Raw genomic sequence first — 22908 nt, forward strand, 5'->3', positions numbered from 1 at the left:
CCCAAAAGACTGGCCTTATTTTTTTTAAATTTTTAAAAATATAACAAAATGTTATTTTAATAGATTTATTTAGAAAAATCAAACATTTACTTTCGCTTCAGATTTTATTCCATATTTAAATAGAAATTCATGCAAAGCGAAATTTTACAATCAGACATTATTTTAGAAAACGAAAAAGTTCTTCTCCTTCCTTTTGAAAACGAAAGAAACATTGAACTAAAGCAAATAATTTATGACGATGAAATCTGGAAATATATGGGAATGTACGTTCGAAACGACCAAGATTTTGAAAATTACGTTCAACACACATTGAAACAAAAATCAGAAGGAATTTGTTATCCTTTCTTAATTATAGATAAAGCCACAAACAGAGTTGCTGGAAGTACACGCTACGGCTACTTAAATCATGCCAGCCAAAAATGCGAAATTGGCTGGACTTGGTACGGAAAAGATTTTCAAGGAACTGGTTTAAACAAAGCTTGCAAATTTGAGTTGCTGAATTTTGGTTTTGAAAAAATTCAATTTAGAAGAATCCAATTCAGTGCCGATCTTGAAAATCTAAGATCACAAAGGGCTATTGAAAAACTGGGCGCTTTGAAAGAAGGTATTTTCAGAAATAATTATGTTGATTCTGAAGGAAAAAGCAAAGACGATGTTTATTTCAGCGTGATTTTGCAGGAATGGGAAAATACTAAGCGAGATTATTTTGGGGAATTTCTTTAAACAATGATATAGAAAACTGTAATTTAGCCTTCAATTTCAAAACGCTAATCCTTATTATAGGCAAACCAAAATGAACCTTTACTCAGAACATTACGTATCGCAAAAAACGGAAAGGTTCGTCAATAAAATTTGGTGTCTGGATAACAGCATCGGCGAAAGCCAGATTGAAAACAAACTTGTTTTGCCAAACGGCTGTTTCAATCTTGCAATAGTTTCTGGAAATGCCATTGAAGTTCATACCAGCAAACAGAAATATGAAATGAACGAAGGCATTTATTTTTGTTCGCAAATGACCAATAAAGTTCTGGTCAATATGCAACCAAAAACGAAAGTTATTATCATTCAGCTTCATGCTTGGACGCTTTCGATGTTTCCAAAATATGATTTGAGCAATTTTGCTGATTCAATTATTCAAATTGATGCAGGAGAATTGCCTTTTCAAATTCAAATTAATGCTGATATTGAAACTTTCTTAAGCAGTGTAAATTGTTATTTTGAAGAATTGAACAATTCAAATTTGAGTCAAAATACGATTGAAAAAATCTGTGAAATAATCCGAATTCAGGAAGAAGAAATTTCGGTTTCGGAAATTGCCAAAAGATTAAACTCTTCGCAACGTCTTCTTCAAATTAAATTCAAAACGGCAACGGGACTCACCATCAAAAATTATATTCAGATTTTGAAATTCAGAAAATCTGTTGACCAAATGATTTCTGCCGATTTAGAAAAAATGAGTTTAACCGATATTGCGCTCTACAACAAATATTTCGATCAATCTCATTTTATACGAAAGTTTAAAGACGTAACAAAAGCAAGTCCGAAAACGTTCAATCCCAATTCGTATTTTCTTTCTCAAAAAAGATAAGATTTCGCTTTTGTACAATTTTCATAATTTTGATTGCAGTATTCTTGCAAAATCATTAATCATCAATCAATTATCAAAATGAAAATCTTTTATTTTATTGCTTTCCAGTTAAAAATCATTCTACTAGGAATTGCTTTATTCTGCAATCAAACGGTTTTTTCTCAAGAAGAAAAACACGATCTTTTTGACAATGACCAAGAAACTGAAAAATGGCTAAAGGAAAATAATGTTCCAACTTTAGGCATCGGAATTATTTCGGAAGGAAAACTGAAGCAAATTAGAGTTTTTGGAAATCTTAAAAGAGATTCTCCAGCACCTTATAATACCATTTGGAATGTAGCTTCACTAACAAAACCAATCACCGCAATTACAACACTAAAATTAGTAAGCCAAGGAAAATGGGATTTGGATGAACCGTTGGACAAATATTGGATTGATCCTGATATTGCAAATGACCCAAATCACAAATTATTGACTACACGAATTGTTTTAAGTCATCAAACTGGTTTACCAAACTGGCGGTATATGAATAAATCCGGAAAACTGGATTTTAAATTCAAACCTGGAACTCAGTATCAATATTCTGGTGAGGGAATGGAATATTTGAGAAAAGCTTTGGAGAAAAAATTTGGCAAAACTTTAGATCAAATGGCCTCGGAATTAATTTTTCAACCACTAAAAATGAATGACACTCAATTTATCTGGAATGATAAAGTTGATGTTTCACGATATGCTGTCAATTACGACAAAAACGGAAATGCTTACGAACCAGTAAAAAACAAAACCGCAAGTGCTGCCGATGATTTATTGACCACAATTCAGGATTATGGAACATTTTTATGTAGTGTCATAAATGGCGATGGTTTAAGCAAAAAGGTTTTCGAAGAAATGAATTCGCATCAGGTAACGACTAAAAAAGATAAATATTTTGGACTCGGTTTTGAAATCTATGATTTAGGAAACGAGAATTATGCTTTGTCACACGGTGGCGCTGATCAAGGCGTGCAAACGCTGTTTTTTCTGCTTCCAAAAACAAAACAAGGACTGGTTATTTTTACTAATGTCGATGATGGATATAAAGTTTACTTTAAGCTAATTGAGCATTTTTTAGGAGAAAATGGAAAAAAATTGATTGAGATTGAAACCAAATCGTAAATCGATCGTCTAAACTTTAGAACGAATAAATTTATTTGGTATTTTTAAATCAAATTACTGAATATCTAAATGTTACGACGTTTCAATCATCAATCAAAAAACAAATCATTTTATTAATCCTAAAACCATAATCAGCAATTATTATGAAAAAGTCAATCAAATCAATGGCTCTTTGCACCGTCTTGTTTCTTCTGAGCATAACCACATTTGCACAAGACAAGGCCAAACAAATCGAACAACTTTTAAGCAAATACAGCGAATACGGACAATTCAACGGATCGGCTTTAGTGGCTGAAAACGGAAAAGTAATCTTCAAAAAAGGTTTTGGTTCTGCTAATTTTGAATGGAATGTTCCAAATCAGCCCGATACGAAATTTAGATTAGGATCAATTACGAAACAATTTACAGCGCTTTTGATTGTAAAATTAGCTGAAGAAGGAAAAATAAACTTAGATGTTCCGATCACAACTTATTTACCAGATTATCCAAAAGAAAACGGCGATAAAATAACGATTCATCACTTATTGACTCATACATCGGGAATTCCGAATTATACAAACGCGCCTAATTTCTTTAAAGACAAAGCCAAAAATCCTTATACACCTGCTGAGTTTGTAAAAACATTTTCGGCATTGCCACTTGAATTTACGCCGGGCGAAAAATTTAATTACAGCAATTCGGGTTACTTTTTATTGGGTTATATTATTGAAAAAATCACTGGCAAAACGTATGAGCAATATTTGCAGGAAACTATTTTTACCCCTTTAAAAATGGTTAATTCCGGCTACGACCACAGTGATTTGATCATCAAAAACAGAGCGGCTGGATATGAAAAAGATGGCAAAAAAATTGTCAATGCTGCGTATATCGACATGAGTATTCCTTATGCGGCCGGATCTTTATACTCAACGGTTGAAGATTTGTATTTATGGGATCGAGCACTTTATACCAATAAATTGCTTTCAGAAAAATCAATGGAATTATTATTCAAACCTTATATCAAAGCTTGGGACGGTTCGTACGGATACGGCTGGGGCGTTGAGGAAGTTTCTGTTGGCAACAAAGGAAAAGTAAAAATTACAGAACACGGTGGCGGCATAAACGGATTCAATACTATCATTTCCAGAATTCCTGCTGATAAAAATCTAGTTGTTTTGTTAAACAATACTGGCGGAACCGTTTTAGGCGAAATGAATAATTCGATTAGAGCTATTTTGTACAAACAACCTTTTGATCAGCCAAAAAAATCACTAGCGCTTGATTTGTTAGATGCTTATGCACAAAAAGGAGTTTCAGGCGGGAATGAAACCTACAAAAAATTAAAAAATGATCCAACATATGCCATAAAAGAAGGCGACATGAATAGAGTTGGATATCAATTATTGCAAACTGGAAAGAAAAAAGAAGCGATCGAAGTTTTCAAGATAAACGTCGAAGCTTTTCCAAAATCAGGAAATACGTATGACAGTCTTGGCGAAGCTTATTTAGCCGACGGCGATAAAAAATTGGCAATTGAAAATTACTCAAAATCGGTTGAGCTTGATCCAACGAATGAAAACGGAAAAAAAGTATTAGCTGAACTTTCGAAAAAATAAGCTAAATCATAAATTCTTAAAAACTCCGATAAGGCAACTTCAAAACTGCTTTCTCGGAGTTTTTTTGTTATAACTTGTAACATTCAAACAGGATGATTTATCATAAAAAATACTATTTTAGCCGTTCCCAAAAACAACTAAATAACCTATGAAAAATCTAAAAAAGTACAGTTTACTGACTGCATTGTTATGTTTGTTTATTTCTTCAAAATGCTTAGCGCAAAACAATCCGACACCTCCGGCAATGCCTACGCAACAAAATAAAATCATTGTCGATAAAATTGTTGAAGCCGCGCACTATAAAACGTATGTGATTGATTTTTGCTTAACCAAAATTAATGAGGCTTCCGCCAAAGAAGGCTGGAACGAGCAAAAAGCAATGGAAATTACCCAAAGCATCAATTACAAAAATTTTAGAGACGCGATTTATAATTCTTTTGCTTTTTATGACGAAGTTGAACTAGAAACACTTTTAAAAGCCTACGAAAAAGATCCTGCTTATCAAACCAAAAATGTAATGCTTGCAAATAAAGCGCTTGCCAACAATTTGAACATTTTTGCAAATGATATTGTTTTAGGGAAGTATATTTCTAAGTAAAGATGCTAAGATTCTAAGTAAAGGCTCAAAGTGACAAAGTAACAAAGGTTCAAAGGTTTAAAAAAATAAAACTTTTGAACCTTTTGCTATAACTTGAAACATGAAACTAATTTTTCGGTTTCAAAACCAATTTCGTTGACGTTTTTATAATCTCTTCTTTATTCAATTTCATTTTTCTGAATTTGCCTTCATTATACATTTCGGCTTGATCGTGATAATGTTTGCTGAAAGGATTTCCGGATTGTCCAGTTGGCAAAATGCTCCAGCTGTTTTCAATGTCTGAGAAATCGACAATTCTTCTTGTTGAAGGTCCGCCTTTTACGTAATATTTGCCTTCTTCGTTAAAACCAAAAAACAAGTTATTAATCACTTCATTTGATCCTGGCGATTCAAAAGGTCCTACATTAAATAATTTGCGAAGCGCGGCAATTTTACCAAGCGGATGTTCGTGTTCTACAGTATGGACTTTACCCCAATTCCAATCGGAAATTGTGGTTCCTAATTGTTTTTGAAGTGCCGAAATCGCGTCATGAAATGATTTCGAAATAATATCTTTTCTCGTTTCTTTTACGTTTTTGGTCTTGATATTATCCCACCAAACCGAATTTTCATTATCCACTTGTCTGGCAATAACTTGTTTGCCAATATGAGTTCCCAAAAACAAATCGAAATTGTCTTTCCCCATTTCGTCCTCAAAAGTATTTTTCAGATACAGATAAATCCATTTGTTGTAAATCGTTGGTGCAACATCTTCAAGATTTGTGGTTCCTTTCCAAGATTTTAAAACTTCGATTGCTTGTTTTTCTTCCGCAGAAAGCGTTTTGTTGTCTAAACTCGAAATCAATTTTTGAGCAGTTTCTGGCGCAATTAGCGACGTATTGTCATAAATCATTTTGCTGATAGTCTCCTTATCCCAATCTGATTTTGCATTCATCAAACTCGAAATTCTTTTTGCTCGATCTTCTGGCAAATAATAACCTGGATACAAATAACCGTCAATCGCTTCGGGTTGATTATTTGCCGAATAAACATAACCCCATTCTGGATTTTCAGCCGATGGATTTTTAGAAAAATCTAGGTATTCTTTGATATCATCTTTTCCGCTAGCACCATCCAAAATCAAAAAGGTATTTACGCCTTTGTCGTGTTTATACAATTTTCCTGTTGCCCACCACGCTACATTTCCTTTGGCATCGCCGTACATAACATTCAATCCTGGCGCGGCAACCAATTGAACTGCTTTTCTAAAATCGTCTTTACTTTTTGCATGCGAAAGTCCGTAAACCGCATCCAAAATCTGAATTGGTTCACGAGTGAAAGTCCACGACATTGCAATTGGATTTTTCTTGCCCAAACGATCCAAAACATCATTCATTACTGGTCCGTGACGCGTTGACTTAACCGTCAGCACAACATCTGAAGTATCTTTAACTTTTATGGTTTTCGTTCTTACTTCGTAATTTGCAAAACCAGTCGGCGTTTGATATTGATTGGCATTGTTTGGATTATTTTTTTCTTGATAAAAATCAACATCGTCATTTTCAAACATCGTCAAACCATAAGCATAATCGCGATTATGTGCCAATAAAGGAAACGGAGTTCCTGCCAAATAACAGCCATACAATTCGTGTTTTGGCACAATAATATGCGCTTCATACCAAGTTCCCGGTTGCGAAAATCCAATATGTGGATCATTGGCAAAAATCACTTTACCGCTTTTGGTTTTATGTGGCCCAGCAACCCAACTGTTACTTCCGATAAATGGTGGAATTGGCGATTTATCCAACAAAGCTGCAACCGATTTTGAGATTTCTGTGTATTCCTCAACATCTTTTTTTGAACTTTTAAGCTGTGTTGTATTAAATTCTCCGTTTATTCCTAAATCTTTCAAATATGCTACTCCATATTTATTGCGTATTTCTGTCAACAATGGATCTGTTTTTTGAGCCATTGCAAAACTGAAAGACATATATCCGAAGATATTGTAAACGTCCTTGATCGTAAATTTTTGTTTTTTTACACCTACCAAAGTAAACTCGATTGGCGTTGTGCCTTCATCCAGATATTGATTGATTCCGTCTAGATAAGCCTGAGTCAATTTATAGCTTTCACTGTTTTTGTCCAATTTAGCAATGGCTTTCGTCGAAGCTTCTTCAATGCCAATTCCAGAGAAAAATTTATCGTTTTTCAGCGCCACCGATCCGAAAATTTCAGACAAACGTCCTGGCGCAATTCTGCGAAGCAATTCCATTTGCCACAATCTTTCTTGTGCATGAACATAACCCAAAGCTGTCATCGCATCTTTTTCAGAATCGGCATAAATGTGAGGTACTCCAAAATCATCAAAATATACGGTCGTTTCCTTCTGAAGATTTTTCAATTCTAATTCACCTTCATATTTCGGTTTCAAATGGAAAATATAGGCGCACAAACCAATTCCCAAAACTACAATCAAGAGTACTAAAACCAGCAAAAATTTTTTAAATATTCTCATATTTTCGAAAAAAGTATAAATAATAAAGTCTTTAAAATGATGTAACCAAATTGGCAAATAATGTAAATATTCTTCTTTTTTAAAGTCTAAATTTATGTATTTAAAATTAATACTGTAAATGTCAATCTATAAAAAAATAGCAATTGGGATAATTTCGCTTTTCCTCATCTTAATTTCAGTCAATCTTGGCTTGAATTATTGGATAAAAAAACAGCTTCCCATTATTGTTCATGAAAAAAACAAAACAGTTTATAATATTAATTACGAAAAAATTGAAGTTTCACTTTTCTCCAGAAACATCTACGCGCAGACGCTATTGGTGAGTCCGAAAAACCAGCCTAAAGACAGCAAAAATGGACTTTTTTCTAAAATAGAGTCCATAACGATTAAACATTTCAATATTTGGGATTTGGCTTTTCACGATATTATTCAGGCAGAAAGTATTATCATAAACAGACCTCGTGTGATTTTATATAAAAAAGGCGAAAAACTTTTGAATAACAGCAAAAGTATCAAAACCGAAATTGTAGAACCTTTCAGAAAAATAATCGCCGTTTCGAATATTTACTTAAATGACGGAACTATCGATGTGGTTTCTTTAGATACCGAAAAACCCATTCTCAGCATCAAAAAAGTTATTCTTAAATTAGAAGGAATTCTGCTGACCGATGCCACTTTAAAAGAAAAGATCCCACTACATTATAAAAGTTATAAATTGGTAATTGATAGTTTGTTTTACAGACCAAGTGTTTTTTATCATATCAATATTGGCAAAATAAGCACCGAAAAGAATTTCTTGAAAATCAATAATTTCTCCAATATTCCGCAATTTAATCGACGAGATTTTGTTAAGCGTTTAGAAAAGGAAAAAGATATTTATACTTTAAAAGTCGATTCGGCCGAAATCAATAAAATGGATTGGGGATTTAAAAATGATCAATTTTATTTCAAAGCAAATTCGGTTGTCATGAATCATTTTAATGCAAATATTTATCGCAGTAAAATGCCAAAAGACGATTTGAGCAAAAAATATTTGTACAATCATCTGTTACGCAACATCAAATTTCCACTTCAGATTGATACTTTGCAGGTTTTGAAATCGAAACTGGTTTATGAAGAAGAAATCGATTTTTCAAAAGGTCCTGGAGTTTTGACTTTTGACCGATTTAATTTGCAGGCAACAAATTTGCGAAGTGGTTTTGGTTTGAAAAAAACGGACGATGTTAAAATTAAAGTCAAATGTGTTTTTATGAAAAATTCGCCTTTAAGTGTTGACTGGAGCTTAAATGTTTTGGATAAAAGTGACGGTTTTCATATTCAGGGCGTGATTTCAAATTTTGATGTTCGAGCGATGGGACAATTCAGCAAACCTTATATGAACGCAACATTTACGGGAGCATTTCATAAATATCGTTTTAATTTCTACGGAAATGATAATGCGTCAAAAGGAAATACTTCATTAGATTATGACGATCTTAAAGTGAAACTTTATAAAAAGAAAAATCCTGAAAAAGAAGCTAAGCTCAAAACAGCCGTTGCAAATTTATTGGTCAAAAACGACTCAAAAGACAAACCAAAAACCGCCGATGTTGAAGTGGAAAGAATTCAAGAAAAATCATTCTACAACTTTTTATGGCGAAGTATTGCGGAGTCTTTGAAGAAGATTTTGATCTAGATTTTTTTTGGCCACGAATTACACGAATTTCCACGAATTAAGCCTATTTTTTTAGCCACAGATTATACGGATTAAAATGATTTAATCTATGTAATCTTTTTATCCCGATAGTTATCGTCGGGAGTGGCGAAAAATATATGGGTAAGTTTGTCAATATAGCCTGCGATTTCAACCGCAGGAACGCAATGTATTTCCATACTGCATTTTTACAATACGTGCCCCGCGGTTGAAACCGCAGGCTATGTTTACATTGATTCGTAGTTTTTCGCCACAAATTACACTAATTTACACTAATTTTTATTCAAAGAATTTTAAAATTTCATTCGTGTAAATTAGTGTAATTCGTGGCAACAAATCTAGTACTCACGGTTGAAACCATCGGCTACTTTTATTATGATTCGTAGTTTTTCTACACAAATCACACTAATTTACGCTAATTTTTATTCAAAGAATTTTAAATTTAATTCGTGTAAATTAGTGTAATTCGTGGCCACCAATCTAGAAACCTGACAATTATCAGGTTTTAAGAAATTCCTTTTTTCAATATTTGTCTTTATTTTAACTTAAAGACAAATGACAAAAACGCCTTTACACACTTTTCATATTCCTGTAATGGGTCTTGCGTACACAATTGACAGCCCAATTCGTGTGGCGCAGTACGGGATTTCGTCAGTTATTGCACTTGCTGATGACGACTTGATTGAAAAGATGCGTAATTTTTATAGCACCAAATTCAATATCCCGTACGAAGAAATTACACAGAAATTTCACGATTACCGCGCCGAGAGAATTACTTCTTATCTCAATTTGGTTGACAAAATCGTCAAAGAAAAATTCGAAAATTTCAAAACTGAATTAGCCGAAAGCAAAATGGCGCTTGAAAATTTCATGTCAATGCTGCCAAATACTTCTGACATTAAAAAAGGTTTCCAAAATTTACTGGATGACGGAATTGCTCTTAAAGAAAATATGCAGCAGTATATCGAATCGCATCTTTTTCCTGGCGAAATTGATGTAAACATTATGACAAAATTGGACAAAGATAATTTTAACAAAAACGAACAACTTCCAATTGAATTCAACGATGCGCATGCGGCATTGAGAGGTTTTGCAAATAGCAATCTAGAATCTTCTGTTGTACTTTCTGCTGGAATGAATCCGAGATTGTTTGGCTACTTCGAAAATTTCAAAGATTTTTTTCCGAATGAAAATAACGAGTTGAAAAAGAAAATCATCTTAAAAGTCAGTGATTTTAGATCGGCAATGATTCAAGGAAACTTCTTGGCCAAAAAAGGCCTTTGGGTTTCAGAATACCGAATCGAATCTGGATTAAACTGTGGCGGGCACGCCTTTGCAACTGATGGCCTTTTATTGGGCACAATTTTAGAAGAATTCAAGCAAAAAAAGGAACAATTAGTACAATCGGCCCATGATTTAATGATTAAGGCTTTAGAAGCAAAAAATCAATATTTCCCTAACAAACCACTGGAATTAAAAATTACCGTTCAGGGTGGTGTAGGAACTGCCGAAGAACATGAATTTTTACTAAACAATTATCACGTAGATTCTGTTGGTTGGGGTTCTCCGTTTTTATTGGTTCCAGAAGCCACATCAGTAGATCAAGAAACCCGCAATTTATTGATGAATGCGAAAGAAGATGATTTTTATTTGAGCAATATTTCACCTCTGGGAGTTCCGTTCAATACTTTGAAAGGCACGACGAATGAATTTTTAAAACAAAAGAGAATTCACGAAAACAAAGCAGGAAGTTCTTGTCCGAAGAAATTTTTAGCATTAAGCAAAGAATACGATCCGCATGGAATTTGTACGGCTTCGAAAAAATATCAAGATATAAAACTGGAAGAATTAGAAGCCAAAAAAGATTGTTTAACCGATTCAGAATTCGAAAAAAACAAAATCAAGATTACCGAAAAATCTTGTTTGTGTGTTGGTTTGGCAAATGCTTCTTATCTTGAAAATGACATCAAAATAAAAGGCCAAGCACAAGGCGTCGTAATTTGTCCGGGACCAAATTTGGCTTATTTTGACAAAGAGGTTTCCTTAAAAGAAATGATACAACATATTTATCAAGGAAAATCAATTTTGCAGACAAACGATCGTCCAAATATGTTTGTGAAAGAATTGAAAATGTATGTGGATTATTTTAGAAATGAAATCGGAACCATTTCTGGAGAAGTTACAGCCAATCAGCTTAAAAAATGGAATTCTTTTAAAACAAATATTTTAGAAGGAATTGAATATTATCAAAACCTGTTTTCTGAGACTTTTTACTTTAAAACCGATGAAGCAAAAATCAAAAAGCAATTCGAATTTTATAAATCCGAATTAAACGCAATTCACATTCCGACTTTGCAGTTAGCATAAAACAAAACGCCGATTTAAAATGTTTAAATCGGCGTTTCTTTATATAACCCTATTCTTTCTTTTTCTTGTTGCTGTCTATTATGGCCCCTGTTCCAGCTCCTACTCCAGCTCCGGCCAACCCACCAATAATAGCACCTTCACCTTTTTTCTTGCTGACAATTGCTCCAGTCGCGGCACCAACTCCAGCACCAATTACAGCGCCTTTAGCAGTTGAGCTCCAACCTTTCTTTTTTTCCGGCGTTGCAGTTGCTGTTCCATCATTTTGATGAACCACAACTACTTTTTGAGCTTCTGCTTTTTGTTTCTCTTCTACTTTTGCCATTTCTGTCTTCATTGAGTCGATAACACGTTGCTTGTTAATCTCAACTTTCATTGAATCAATACTGGCTTGTTTGGCTCTATTTAAATCTTGTTTGCTTTGATTTTGACAAGAAGTTATAAGTATCACCGCTAATAATATATATAAGCCTTTCATGATTGTAGTTTTTAATAATTATACACTACAAAATAAGCGATATCTGATATATTGGTTGTTACAGAATTTTTTGGAAAGTTTATAAGATTAGAAGATTTTTGTTTGTTTCGTGCTAAATTTTATTTTCCAAGCTGAATGAAATTAATCTCGCAAAGGCGCGAAGACGCAAAGTTTTTGATAAAGTTTCCACAAAATTTTTTCACGCAGATTTAAAAAGATTTAAGCAGATGTTCGCAGATTATTTATAGAAATCATTTTAAATCTGCTAGAATCTGCAAAATCTGCATGAAATAATTTACTTCCCTAAAATTCCTTTTTTTAGAATTTGTCCAAAGTCGTACATATCCTCATATGAAGAATACAAAGGAACTGGCGCAAGACGAATAACGTTTGGTTCACGCCAATCTGTGATTACACCGTTTTTCATTAAATAATCGAACAAACTTCGTCCTTGCCCGTGAAGAAAAACAGATAATTGCGATGCCCTTTCTTCAGGGTTTGAAGGTGTAATAATTTCAAAAGTACTTTCTACTTCTTTATCAATTTCGTGTAGAATAAATTCTAGATAAGATGTAATATGATCGCGTTTTGCAATTAAGGCATCCATCCCGACTTCAGCAAACATTTCTACTGAAGCCAAATATGGCGCTAAAGATAAAACAGGAAGATTGCTAATCTGCCATCCGTCTGCTCCGTGAACGGGATCAAAATTTGGTTCCATTTTAAAACGGCGTTCTTTGTTGTGTCCCCACCATCCTGCAAATCTTGGCAGATTTGAATTATGATGTTTTTCGTGAACGAAACAGCCAGAAGCATTTCCTGGTCCTGAATTCATATATTTATAACTGCACCAAGCGGCAAAATCTACATTCCAATCATGAAGTTCTAATTTGATATTTCCAGCAGCGTGTGCTAAATCCCAACCTACTTTTGCTCCCGCTTTTTGTCCGGCAGCAGTAATGGTTTTTATGTCGAAAACTTGTCCGGTATAATAGTTTACTCCGCCAATTAAAACTAAAGCCAGTTCATCACCAACTTCTTCAATTTTGGCTAAAACATCTTCCAGACGAATATTGTGTTCCCCTTCTCTGCGTTTGATTTCTACAATTGCATCTTCAGGTTTGTATCCGTGAAAATTTACTTGACTCTGAAACATATATTGATCTGATGGAAAAGCTTTTTCTTCGCAGATAATTTTATAACGTTTTCCTTTTGGCTGATAAAAAGAAACCATTAACAAATGAAGATTTACGGTTAAAGTATTCATCACTGTAACTTCTGAAGGAAGTGCTCCCACAATTTTACTTAGTGGTTCAGAAAATCTTTCTTGATAATCCCACCAAGGTTTTTCAGCATAAAAATGACCTTCAACAGCAAGTTCTGCCCAGTCATTCATTACTTCATCTATGTATGCTTTGGTGCGTTTTGGCTGTAGTCCCAAAGAGTTTCCTGTAAAATAGATCACTCGTTTGTCATTCACTTTTGGAAAAATGAATTGATCCTGATAATGGTTTAATGTGTCTTGCGAATCTAGCCCTCGTGCAAATTCGCGTGTATTTTGAAAAGTCATTGTGTTTTTGTTTTGGATGCTAAAATAACAAAAATTGTTTGTTTTGTTTCAGGTTGATATGCTTTGTGTGTTTTTTAACGCAAAGTTCGCAAAGTCTTTTTTTATCAAGGCTAACGTTTACAAACGCTAAGTTCGCAAAGCTTTGCGTTCTTTTTTCTGGTAAACACATACTGAGCAAAGAAACATTGCTCCGGATAGCTATCGGGATTGCGTTTAAATTTCTCAACGAATGTCAAACTTGATCCCGCAGCTTCGGGAGAAACTTGAAACTGAGTTGTCCTGAAAAAGGTTGACTCGATTAGTAATATAAAATTAATTAAATCGGAACAGAATTATTTTTGTTCCGATTTGTTTTTTTCCATCTTTTGAGTTTGATTTGATTTTGTAAATGTGCTTGATTTGGAGTCAGCATATTTATTGATAAATGCACTCTTATTTGATTATAAAATAAAATAGATTCTAGAGCTTGCTTTTTCAGATTTTCAAAATCTTCAAAGATTTCAGATAATCCAAATTCTTCTTTTAAAATACCATTTACTCTTTCTGCAACTGCATTTTCATATGGATCATAGTTTTGTGTCATACTTATCAGAATCTTGCTTTGAGATAAATATTCCGTGTACTCTTTGCTGCAATATTGAAGACCTCTATCTGAATGATGTATGAGATTTCTGCTGTATTTCCTATTACCGACAGCCATCTTTAAAGCTTCTAATGTAGAAGAAGCCATTAAATTATCCGATAAATTATAACCTACAATTTTCTTCGAGTATGCATCTGTTATCAAATGCAGGTAATATGTTTGTTCTTTAGTTCTTAGATAAGTAATATCAGCAACCCAAACCTGCTCAGGCTCATTGAGCTTGATTTCTTTTATTAAATTTGGATATTTACGCATCCAATGTCTTGAATTTGTTGTCTTGTAATATCTTCTAGCTTTAGGGACTAATAAATATTCATCACGTAAAAAATCAAACAATTTATCTCTGCCAATCTTTATTTGATGTCTTTTTAAATCATCTTTCAGCATATAATGCAGTTTTCTGCCACCGGTTTTTGGCAGCTTTTGACGAACCGACATTACCAAAGATTTGAGATGTACTTTGTCGGGAATTGACTTTAATAGATGTGATTTTCGTTTGTAATAAGCTTGTTTACTGTATCCAAACAATCGACATATTTCACAAGGACTAACCCTGTATATACGATTTATTTCTTGGACTGCTTGGAACCAGACTTTTTTACAATCTCGATTTTTAGCTCGCGTTCGGCTATTTCAATAAACTTTTTAAAGACCAATAATTCTTGCTCTTTCTTAGCTAATTGAGCTTCGAGTTCTTTGATGCGTTGAGATTGAGGATCTTTCATAGGTCGTCCCAGTGTTAGTTTTTCCAGATATGTAAATTTACCATATTTTCTTAACCAACTGTCGATACAGCTATGACTTCTGATTTGGTAACGACGGCGAAGATCTGCCTTGCAAAATAATCCCAGTTCAAATTCTTTTACAACCTGTTTTTTGAATGCCTCACTGTAAGTGCAATCAGGCACAATTCTTTTAAATACTTCTCTTGTTAGTGACATAATTAAGTTAATTATAGTCAACTTTTTTCAGGACGAGACATTTCAAGTTCAAACCCGACAGGTTTAAAAACTTGTCGGGTCTTTTTATATGATAAATGCTAATTACAAGATTAACATCGCATCTCCGTAAGAATAGAATTTGTATCCTTCTTTGATTGCTTCTTCGTATGCTTTTTTCATTAAATCGTGACCACAGAAAGCAGAAATCATCATCAATAATGTTGATTTTGGAGTGTGGAAGTTTGTAATCATACAGTTTGCAATACTAAAATCGTGAGGAGGGAAAATAAATTTATTTGTCCATCCTTCGTAAGGATTCAATGTATTTGCAGAAGAAACAGAACTTTCAATTGCACGCATAGAAGTTGTTCCTACAGCACAAATACGTTTTTTCTTTGCTTTTCCTTCGTTTACAATATCACAAGCTGCTTGAGTGATAATTAATTCCTCAGAATCCATTTTGTGTTTCGATAAATCTTCAACCTCAACTGGGTTAAAAGTTCCTAAACCTACGTGCAAAGTTACCTCAGCAAAATTTACTCCTTTGATTTCTAATTTTTTCAAAAGGTGTTTTGAAAAGTGCAAACCAGCAGTTGGCGCTGCTACAGCTCCTTCTTCTTTTGCGTAGATGGTTTGGTATCTTTCAGCATCTTCTGGAGTAACATCTCTGTTGATGTATTTAGGAATTGGAGTTTCTCCAAGTTCAGTCAATTTATTTCTGAATTCTTCATAAGAACCATCGTATAAGAAACGTAAAGTTCTACCACGAGATGTCGTATTGTCGATTACCTCAGCAACTAATGAATCGTCGTCACCAAAATAAAGTTTGTTACCAATACGGATTTTTCTAGCAGGATCTACTAAAACATCCCATAAACGTTGCTCTGAATTTAATTCTCTTAACAAGAAAACTTCAATTCTAGCTCCAGTTTTTTCTTTGTTTCCGTACAAACGCGCAGGGAAAACTTTTGTATTGTTAAGAATTAAAACGTCTCCGTCATCAAAATAGTTGATCACGTCTTTAAACATTTTATGTTCGATAGTGTTTTTTTTACGGTCAATTACCATTAAGCGAGATTCGTCTCTGTTTTCTGCTGGGAATTCAGCCAAAAGTTCTTTCGGTAAGTTGAAATTGAAGTGTGATAATTTCATATTTGAAGTTAGATTTTAAAAAATAAATCTTAGACTTTTTTATCTAAAATTTTAAATCGCTTGCAAATATACGATTGTGAAATAGGCGTTGTCAAGTGTTTTGGCTTTTATTTTCAAAAGTCCTTGATTTTGTGAGGTTTCGAGATGATTTAAAAATGTGTTTTTTCTATAAAAAAGATTTTCAACATATTATTGCCATTTGGACGAAGGAGAAATCGCACAAGAAACTCCGCCTCTAAAATTGCCAATCTTTGTCGATTCACGAGTGTGATTTCTCCTTCAGCAAAATGACAAACTTTGCAATTATAGCCAAATTCAACCATAAAAAAACCTCTGGTTGAAACCAGAGGCTATGTCTTATAAACTATTTATTTAAATGAACTTATATCACTTATATGGTTCAAAAAAATTTTACAATTCTGAAATTTGGAAATTTAAAGCTTTTAAATCATTCCAGAAATCTGGATACGATTTTGAAACTACTCCAGCATCTTCAATAATAATTGGAACTTTGATTGCTAAAGGCGCGAATGCCATTGCCATACGGTGATCATTATATGTTCCGATTTTTACGTCGTGATTTATAGTATCAGATTTCACTAAAGTCAAGCTGTCATTAGTCACCGAAATATTCGCTCCTAATTTTGTCAACTCGATTCTTAACGCTTCTAATCGGTCTGTTTCTTTAATTTTTAAAGTATGAAGACCTGTTAAATGACATCCAATCCCCAAACCTAAACAAGTTACAACAATTGTCTGAGCAATATCTGGCGTATTATTTAATTCAAAATTCACATCTTGATAATTGAAACCAGCAACTTTTTCCAAAGTCATTTTATTGTTTTGGAAAGTTGTTTTCACACCCATTTTTGCATAAAGTGAAACTAATTCCGAATCTCCTTGTAAACTGTTTTCTTTATAACTGCTCAAAGTGATTTTTGCAGCATCAGATAGTGCTACCAAACTGAAGAAATACGAGGCAGAACTCCAATCTGATTCCACAACCATTTCTTTTGTTTCAACAGCTTCTTTCGAGAATACTTTGATTACGTTTCCTTCAAAACTTGTTTTGATATCTAAATCTGTCAGCAAAGCCAAAGTCATTTTGATGTACGGAATCGAAGTAATTTCTCCTTCTAAAGTCAGCTCTAATCCATTTTCAAGTTTTGAAGCTACAAGCAAAAGTGCTGAAATATATTGGCTGCTCACATTTGCTGCCAAAGTAACTTTTGAAGCCGTAACTTTTTTTCCTTTGATTCGAATTGGCGGATAACCTTCTTCTTTTTCATAAGAGATTTCAACTCCCAATTGTCTTAAAGTATCAACCAAAATTTTGATTGGGCGCTCTTGCATTCTGCTAGAACCTGTCATAACCACTTCTCGGCCTTCGTTTACAGCAAAATAAGCAGTAAGAAAACGCATTGCTGTTCCGGCATGGTGAATGTCTACAATTTCGTCATTTCCAGCCAAAGCTTTTTGCATAACTTCGCTATCATCAGAATTTGAAGTATTGGCTAAAGTAATATTTGGAAATAAAGCTTTTAATAACAATAAACGGTTCGTTTCACTTTTTGAACCTGTGATATTTAGTTGCGAATCATCAATTGTAAATGGTGAATTCGTGCTTAATTTTAAATTCATTTTTTTAATGTAAGTTGTGAATTTTGAATTATGAATGATTAGAAATATAATTCAGCCCCGCAATTTACCACTCCCCGTTCATAATTCAAAATTCAAAACTCATAATTCAAAACTTATGAGCGATATTTCACAATTATTTCAATTTATCATTGTTTTTGTGACGATCTTTATCTCTAACCGATTTTAAATCCATTTTTTTGTCAAAAGCGGCTTGTAAATCGATTCCGGTTTGGTTTGCCAGACATAAAACCACAAAAACAACATCGGCCAATTCTTCACCTAAATCTTTGTTTTTATCACTCTCTTTCTCAGATTGTTCTCCGTAACGACGTGCAATAATTCGGGCCACTTCTCCAACTTCTTCTGTAAGTTGCGCCATATTGGTCAATTCATTAAAGTAACGAACTCCGTGTTCTTTTATCCAAGTATCAACATCAAGTTGTGCATTTTTCAAATCCATGATTTCATTTTTTGGACAAAAATAAGCCAAACTTCATTTTTTTAAATACGCTTTAAAACAATTTTTTCTGTTTCTTTCGCAATCATTCCCTTAAAATATTCTTTCAGCATTTCATACTTTTCTGCAGAAAAAATTGCGTCATTAATTTGGCTTGCAATAGAAAATTGCACAGTATTGCCATTTTGAGCAACAACAAATTTAAAGCTTCCTGCATTGTCTTCCATATTTATAGCTGCTGAAGCTGGCAAAGTTTCAACCGTAAATCCATCCGGAATTTGGATATTGATACTGTATTTCTCCAATTGTGGGAATCCAAAATCTACAGGATATTCTCGAACTTCTTGTTTAAACGGATTTTTATCATTGGTGAAAAACAACATCGGACTCACATAAATTTTGCCTCCAATTATTTCGCACAAATCATTTCCTGTAAATGAATAGGTTTCTATAGTAGGCAATAAAATGTCTTTTTCGTTTGTTCGGCTGTAATCGTTGATTTCAATTTTTCCGTTTTTGTTTTCTAATTTCTCCAGATAATCCTCTTGTTTAACACCATCTATTTTTTGTCTAGTTATTAGCGCCATGTGATCAGAACATTGTCTTCTGGTTTTCCCCGAAATTTTTCCTTCGGCATCGATATTGTAACTCATGAAAACAACATCATTTGACGGTTTTTTCGGAGTCAGCTCAATTTCTTCAGAAGTTCCATCTTTACGAATTAATCTTCCAGACCAATTCAATGTTCTAAAAGGAAGAATATTTGGTGTTGAAAATTTATCAGATGCATCTAATAATAAGTAACCAGTTGGCGTTTCAACTGCGGCAATTACATAATCAAAAGCTGTTCTGTTAGGAAATAATGCTATTCCGTTTTCACGTGTACTCACCAAGACCGGATTTGCCTCTAAACCTGAGTAACGAAGCATGGAAGTCAACATTAAATTAATATCACCAATATTTCCCGTTTTTTCTTTGTATGCTTTTTTAACTCCATTATCACAGTCGTAGCCTTTATAACCATTCCATTTCACATTTGATTTAACATGGTTTAAAATCACCCAAATTTTTTCTTCTGGCGTATTTTTTCCTGCTAAAAGGCCTTTTAAATCATCTTCATAATAACCTGTTTTATTTAATTCTGGGCCAAAACTTTCGTAATCATAAATGGTTTTTGCAACTGAATTCCAATCTGTAGAATACATCTTCATTTGTGAATTTGGAAACTTTGTCATCGATAATTCATGCTGAATACTTGAAACATAATTATCCATATTGTTAACAAAAGCTTCCTCTTTAATTGCTGGAAAATCTTGTGCTACATAAGTCGTTCTTGTTTCGGTATAATCAATTTTATCTGTACTAAATGTCGTTGTTGAAACTTGTCCTTGAGATCTTTCTTTATTTGTAAAAATGATCGATTTTGGGCTTTTTTCAACCGTCATTTTAGGAAAAACATATCCTTTTTGTCTTGAATTAAAAACATAATACTCTGGAATAGCCGTCATAAACTCCGAGTAATTTACCGGAATCGTTTCTTGAAATTCCCATTCTCTGATCGATCGGTCACTTGGGCTTTTGATTGTATATTTGTATTCAATTACAGAACCTTCCTTCACATTGGGCATCGTAATTTTCTTTTGAGATCTGTATTTATTCAAAACTTCGTCAAAAGTACCTTCTGTTTTAAGCTTTGTTTTCTCAATTTTTCCATTTACTAAATTGTAGGTGTAAGCATCTGAAAAATATACTTTTTCAGTAAAATTAGACTGTTTATAATACCAAACTGCCTTATTTGCCCAATCGTAACCTTCTTTTTTATAAATTTTGATTCGGGCTTCGACATCGGTCACAGTTACAAAACCATCTGTTTGATCGTACTCAATTCTTGCTTTTCCCTTTTTGTACAAAATAGCCGCTGGAGCTGCCGAGTCTTTAGGATGTGCTTTTTGCTCTAGTTCGGCAACAGTTACTTTTCCTAGTTTGAATTCTTGAGCTGTTATTTTTGAAAAAAGCAATAACGCGATTGCAAGACTAAAAAGTTTAATTGGTTTCATTTTGGTAATTCTTGGTTAGTTTTTTATTAGTTTTTTGTCAGGATAATTTTGGCGTTGTCATTTTTTGAAATCTGTTCCATAAAAAGACGATATTCATCATATTCTTTGTTTGAATATTTTCCTTTGATCAAAAACATACTTCGTTTATAGACTAGCTTATTATTATCTTTTTTAATTATTTCGGTTTTGTATTCTCCAAATTTCCCTTTCAATTCATAATTGGCAGGAAGAAACTCGATTGAAAAACCAGCTGGAAGATTCACTTCAATTTCATCAGAATCCAAATAGCCACGCTGAATTTCAAATGGATTTTTTCTATTTCTGATGCGCTTCACACTTTGATTATTTTGATTGAAAGCATCAAGAGCAAAAATCATTTTGTTAGCCGAAATAGAAGCATAGTTTATTGCGCTTAGCTGTACATCTTCAGTAAAACGAATATTTTCCTTATCGTTTGTAAATGTTATTTTTCCTAACTTAAGATTATTGATATTATCCCAATATTCTTTGTAATGCGCTTCTTTTTCTGTTGGCTGATAAGCTTCAATTCTAAATTTCGAATTGTATTGAGAACCCTCTGATACAATTGAAATTGAACCCGAAAAATGCCCATTTTCATCAATTGTATAAACCCCTTTATCTTTTTGGGTATTTCCTTTGTCATCATATACTTTTGTTCGAACAATTTGGCCACCTTCTGGTTTTACTACCAAAACATCACGGTCATCTGTAAAAGTTCCTTGATAACCAAAAGGATCATCTTGGCTTGTGCATTCCAACCAAGTATAATTGTCTCCGTTTGGAATTGCCAAAATCATATGATTTCCCTGCATCGAAACAAAATCAGATTGAATATTAGATTTGTAACGATCACCATATAAAATGGTATTGTATGAAGGCACATCGACTGCTTCTAAAAGTGCTTTTGTATAATTTGAAAGTGCTTTACAATCTCCATATCCTAAACGATCTACATCGCTTGCCTGCATTGGTTTCCAGCCTCCAATACCAATTGCGATATTTACATAGCGTGATTTTTTCTGCACATAATCGTAAATGATTTTTGCTTTTTTGATTGGATCTTTTTCATTGCCTACAAGCGCTTTCATTTTTGCTTTGGTTTCTTCTGGCAAAGTGGTTGTTCCCGTAAGAATCTTTTCTCCGTACCATTTCCCAAACGCTTCCCAAGTTGTTGCAGTTCCATCAACACCTTCGAGATGAAATTTTTCTAGACCCATTATAATTTTTGGAAATAAATCCCCTGGAGACGGACTCAACTCTTCGGCTTTTTGTGCCAATATATTCGATGCAACATAACTCAGCTTAGTACTGGTTTCTTCTGTCTTTTTTATATTAAACCCAGCAAATTCAAATTCTTTTTTCTTAAAACCTAAATCGCTTGGAAAAGTGACATTTAGAATACATTTTTCGACACTTTCATTATAATCACTTAAAAAATACCATCGTGGCAAAAAAGCGGTGTTTGAAGTTTCTGTTTCACAGGTATAAGCAATCGTAAACGGATATGAAATTGGTGTATAATTTAGATAAACCACTCGGTTATCTGAAAAAAGCGTACTGCCGCTTACCGCGCTCTGATCTCTAAAATCTTTTCGTTTTATTTTTTTGATTTCATTGCCAGTTGCATCATAAACAATTGCCTCGATGCTATTTATTGAAGTCGTTTTGTCGTAGTGTTCATAAGCTTCAATATCCGAAAGCCCCTTGTCGTTTAAAACCGTTACAACTCTTTGTTTCTTGATAACCATGCTTCTTTGCGAAACAATATTAACATCCATTTGGTCTAATCGTACGACCGCATTAGCGTTTTGCTTTAAACTGTCTGGAATTGTAGTAATCGCATAATTTGCCTTTTGAGCATAAAAATTAAGAGTAGTTAAGAATAAAAATAACGTAAAAAAGGGGTTTCTCATTAGTAAGTAATTTCTCCAAATATATATTTTTTTTAGAAATCCTTAACATTTGTTCATATTTTTTTACTCCCTGTTTTTGCTGTCCATAACAATCGTTACAGGACCGTCATTTAAAAGGCTGACTTTCATATCGGCACCAAAAATTCCGGTTTGGATTTTTTTGCCAAACTCTTTTTCTAACGATTTTACGAAGTTTTCATACATCGGAATAGCAAAATCTGGTTTGGCTGCTTTTATGTATGAAGGGCGATTTCCCTTTTTTGTAGAAGCGTGAAGTGTAAATTGGCTCACAGCAATTATATCGCCATCAACATCTTGAACAGAGCAATTCATGACATCATTTTCGTCTCCAAAAATTCTCATTTTGATTATTTTTCCAGCAAGCCAATCAATATCTTCCTGAGTATCGGCATCTTCGATTCCAACTAAAATCAATAATCCTTTTTGAATATCGGCTGTTTTTTGACCGTCAACTGTTACTGACGCTTCGGAAACTCTTTGAATTACAACTTTCATTTATTTAAGTCTAAAAGTTCAAAGTCAAAAGT

17 protein-coding genes are annotated in these 22908 nt (G+C 33.6%); 7 read left to right on the forward strand and 10 right to left on the reverse strand.

Annotated features, from left to right (window positions below):
- Positions 1-129: 129 nt before the first annotated feature.
- The 5 genes from SCB73_RS04685 (at position 130) to SCB73_RS04705 (ending at position 4936) form a co-directional block, all read left to right on the forward strand.
- The gene (locus SCB73_RS04685) at positions 130-723 is read left to right on the forward strand and encodes a GNAT family N-acetyltransferase (RefSeq protein ID WP_320568948.1); all 594 of its coding nucleotides are present in this window, start codon (positions 130-132) and stop codon (positions 721-723) included.
- Between the two features lie 70 nt (positions 724-793).
- The gene (locus SCB73_RS04690) at positions 794-1588 is read left to right on the forward strand and encodes a helix-turn-helix transcriptional regulator (protein ID WP_320568949.1); all 795 of its coding nucleotides are present in this window, start codon (positions 794-796) and stop codon (positions 1586-1588) included.
- A gap of 78 nt (positions 1589-1666) precedes the next feature.
- Positions 1667-2743: a serine hydrolase domain-containing protein gene (locus SCB73_RS04695; protein ID WP_320568950.1), complete on the forward strand. Its 1077-nt coding sequence runs from the start codon at positions 1667-1669 to the stop codon at positions 2741-2743.
- Between the two features lie 143 nt (positions 2744-2886).
- Positions 2887-4338, forward strand: coding sequence for a serine hydrolase (locus SCB73_RS04700; protein ID WP_320568951.1), 1452 nt, complete (start codon positions 2887-2889; stop codon positions 4336-4338).
- A gap of 148 nt (positions 4339-4486) precedes the next feature.
- Positions 4487-4936, forward strand: coding sequence for a hypothetical protein (locus SCB73_RS04705; protein WP_320568952.1), 450 nt, complete (start codon positions 4487-4489; stop codon positions 4934-4936).
- Between the two features lie 106 nt (positions 4937-5042).
- Here the strand turns inward: SCB73_RS04705 and SCB73_RS04710 are convergent, their stop codons facing one another.
- Positions 5043-7430, reverse strand: a complete 2388-nt coding sequence (locus SCB73_RS04710) for a penicillin acylase family protein (RefSeq protein ID WP_320568953.1) — start codon at positions 7428-7430, stop codon at positions 5043-5045.
- Between the two features lie 118 nt (positions 7431-7548).
- Between SCB73_RS04710 and SCB73_RS04715 the strand changes: the two genes are divergently transcribed.
- Positions 7549-9105: a hypothetical protein gene (locus SCB73_RS04715; RefSeq protein ID WP_320568954.1), complete on the forward strand. Its 1557-nt coding sequence runs from the start codon at positions 7549-7551 to the stop codon at positions 9103-9105.
- Positions 9106-9678: 573 nt separating this feature from the next.
- Positions 9679-11490, forward strand: a complete 1812-nt coding sequence (locus tag SCB73_RS04720; RefSeq protein ID WP_320568955.1) for a hypothetical protein — start codon at positions 9679-9681, stop codon at positions 11488-11490.
- 49 nt (positions 11491-11539) lie between these two features.
- Here the strand turns inward: SCB73_RS04720 and SCB73_RS04725 are convergent, their stop codons facing one another.
- The 9 genes from SCB73_RS04725 to dtd form a co-directional block, all read right to left on the reverse strand.
- On the reverse strand, positions 11540-11965 hold the full coding sequence (locus SCB73_RS04725; RefSeq protein ID WP_320568956.1) for a YMGG-like glycine zipper-containing protein: 426 nt from the start codon (positions 11963-11965) through the stop codon (positions 11540-11542).
- A 295-nt stretch (positions 11966-12260) separates the two neighbouring features.
- Complete coding sequence (gene kynU, locus SCB73_RS04730; protein WP_320568957.1) at positions 12261-13535, reverse strand: kynureninase; 1275 nt, start codon at positions 13533-13535, stop codon at positions 12261-12263.
- A 316-nt stretch (positions 13536-13851) separates the two neighbouring features.
- Positions 13852-15119, reverse strand: a protein-coding gene (locus tag SCB73_RS04735; protein WP_320566433.1) for an IS3 family transposase whose coding sequence is annotated in 2 segments (ribosomal slippage) — positions 13852-14780 and positions 14780-15119 — 1269 coding nt in all. Because the reading frame shifts where the segments join, the coding sequence is not laid out codon by codon here.
- Between the two features lie 102 nt (positions 15120-15221).
- Positions 15222-16271 carry a tRNA preQ1(34) S-adenosylmethionine ribosyltransferase-isomerase QueA gene (gene queA / locus SCB73_RS04740; RefSeq protein WP_073415911.1) on the reverse strand — a complete coding sequence of 350 codons (1050 nt, stop codon included), beginning with the start codon at positions 16269-16271 and terminating at the stop codon, positions 15222-15224.
- Positions 16272-16682: 411 nt separating this feature from the next.
- Positions 16683-17912 carry a 3-phosphoshikimate 1-carboxyvinyltransferase gene (locus SCB73_RS04745; protein WP_320568958.1) on the reverse strand — a complete coding sequence of 410 codons (1230 nt, stop codon included), beginning with the start codon at positions 17910-17912 and terminating at the stop codon, positions 16683-16685.
- Positions 17913-18045: 133 nt separating this feature from the next.
- Positions 18046-18372 (reverse strand): nucleotide pyrophosphohydrolase, encoded by a 327-nt coding sequence (locus SCB73_RS04750; protein WP_012022600.1) that lies wholly within the window; start codon positions 18370-18372, stop codon positions 18046-18048.
- 41 nt (positions 18373-18413) lie between these two features.
- The gene (locus tag SCB73_RS04755) at positions 18414-20426 is read right to left on the reverse strand and encodes a DUF3857 domain-containing protein (protein ID WP_320568959.1); all 2013 of its coding nucleotides are present in this window, start codon (positions 20424-20426) and stop codon (positions 18414-18416) included.
- 26 nt (positions 20427-20452) lie between these two features.
- On the reverse strand, positions 20453-22360 hold the full coding sequence (locus SCB73_RS04760; RefSeq protein WP_320568960.1) for a DUF3857 domain-containing protein: 1908 nt from the start codon (positions 22358-22360) through the stop codon (positions 20453-20455).
- Between the two features lie 63 nt (positions 22361-22423).
- Entirely contained in the window at positions 22424-22876 is a 453-nt protein-coding gene (gene dtd / locus SCB73_RS04765; RefSeq protein ID WP_320568961.1) for a D-aminoacyl-tRNA deacylase, read from the reverse strand.
- Positions 22877-22908: the final 32 nt, after the last annotated feature.

The sequence above is a fragment of the Flavobacterium sp. KACC 22761 genome, from assembly GCF_034058155.1.
Classification (GTDB): domain Bacteria; phylum Bacteroidota; class Bacteroidia; order Flavobacteriales; family Flavobacteriaceae; genus Flavobacterium.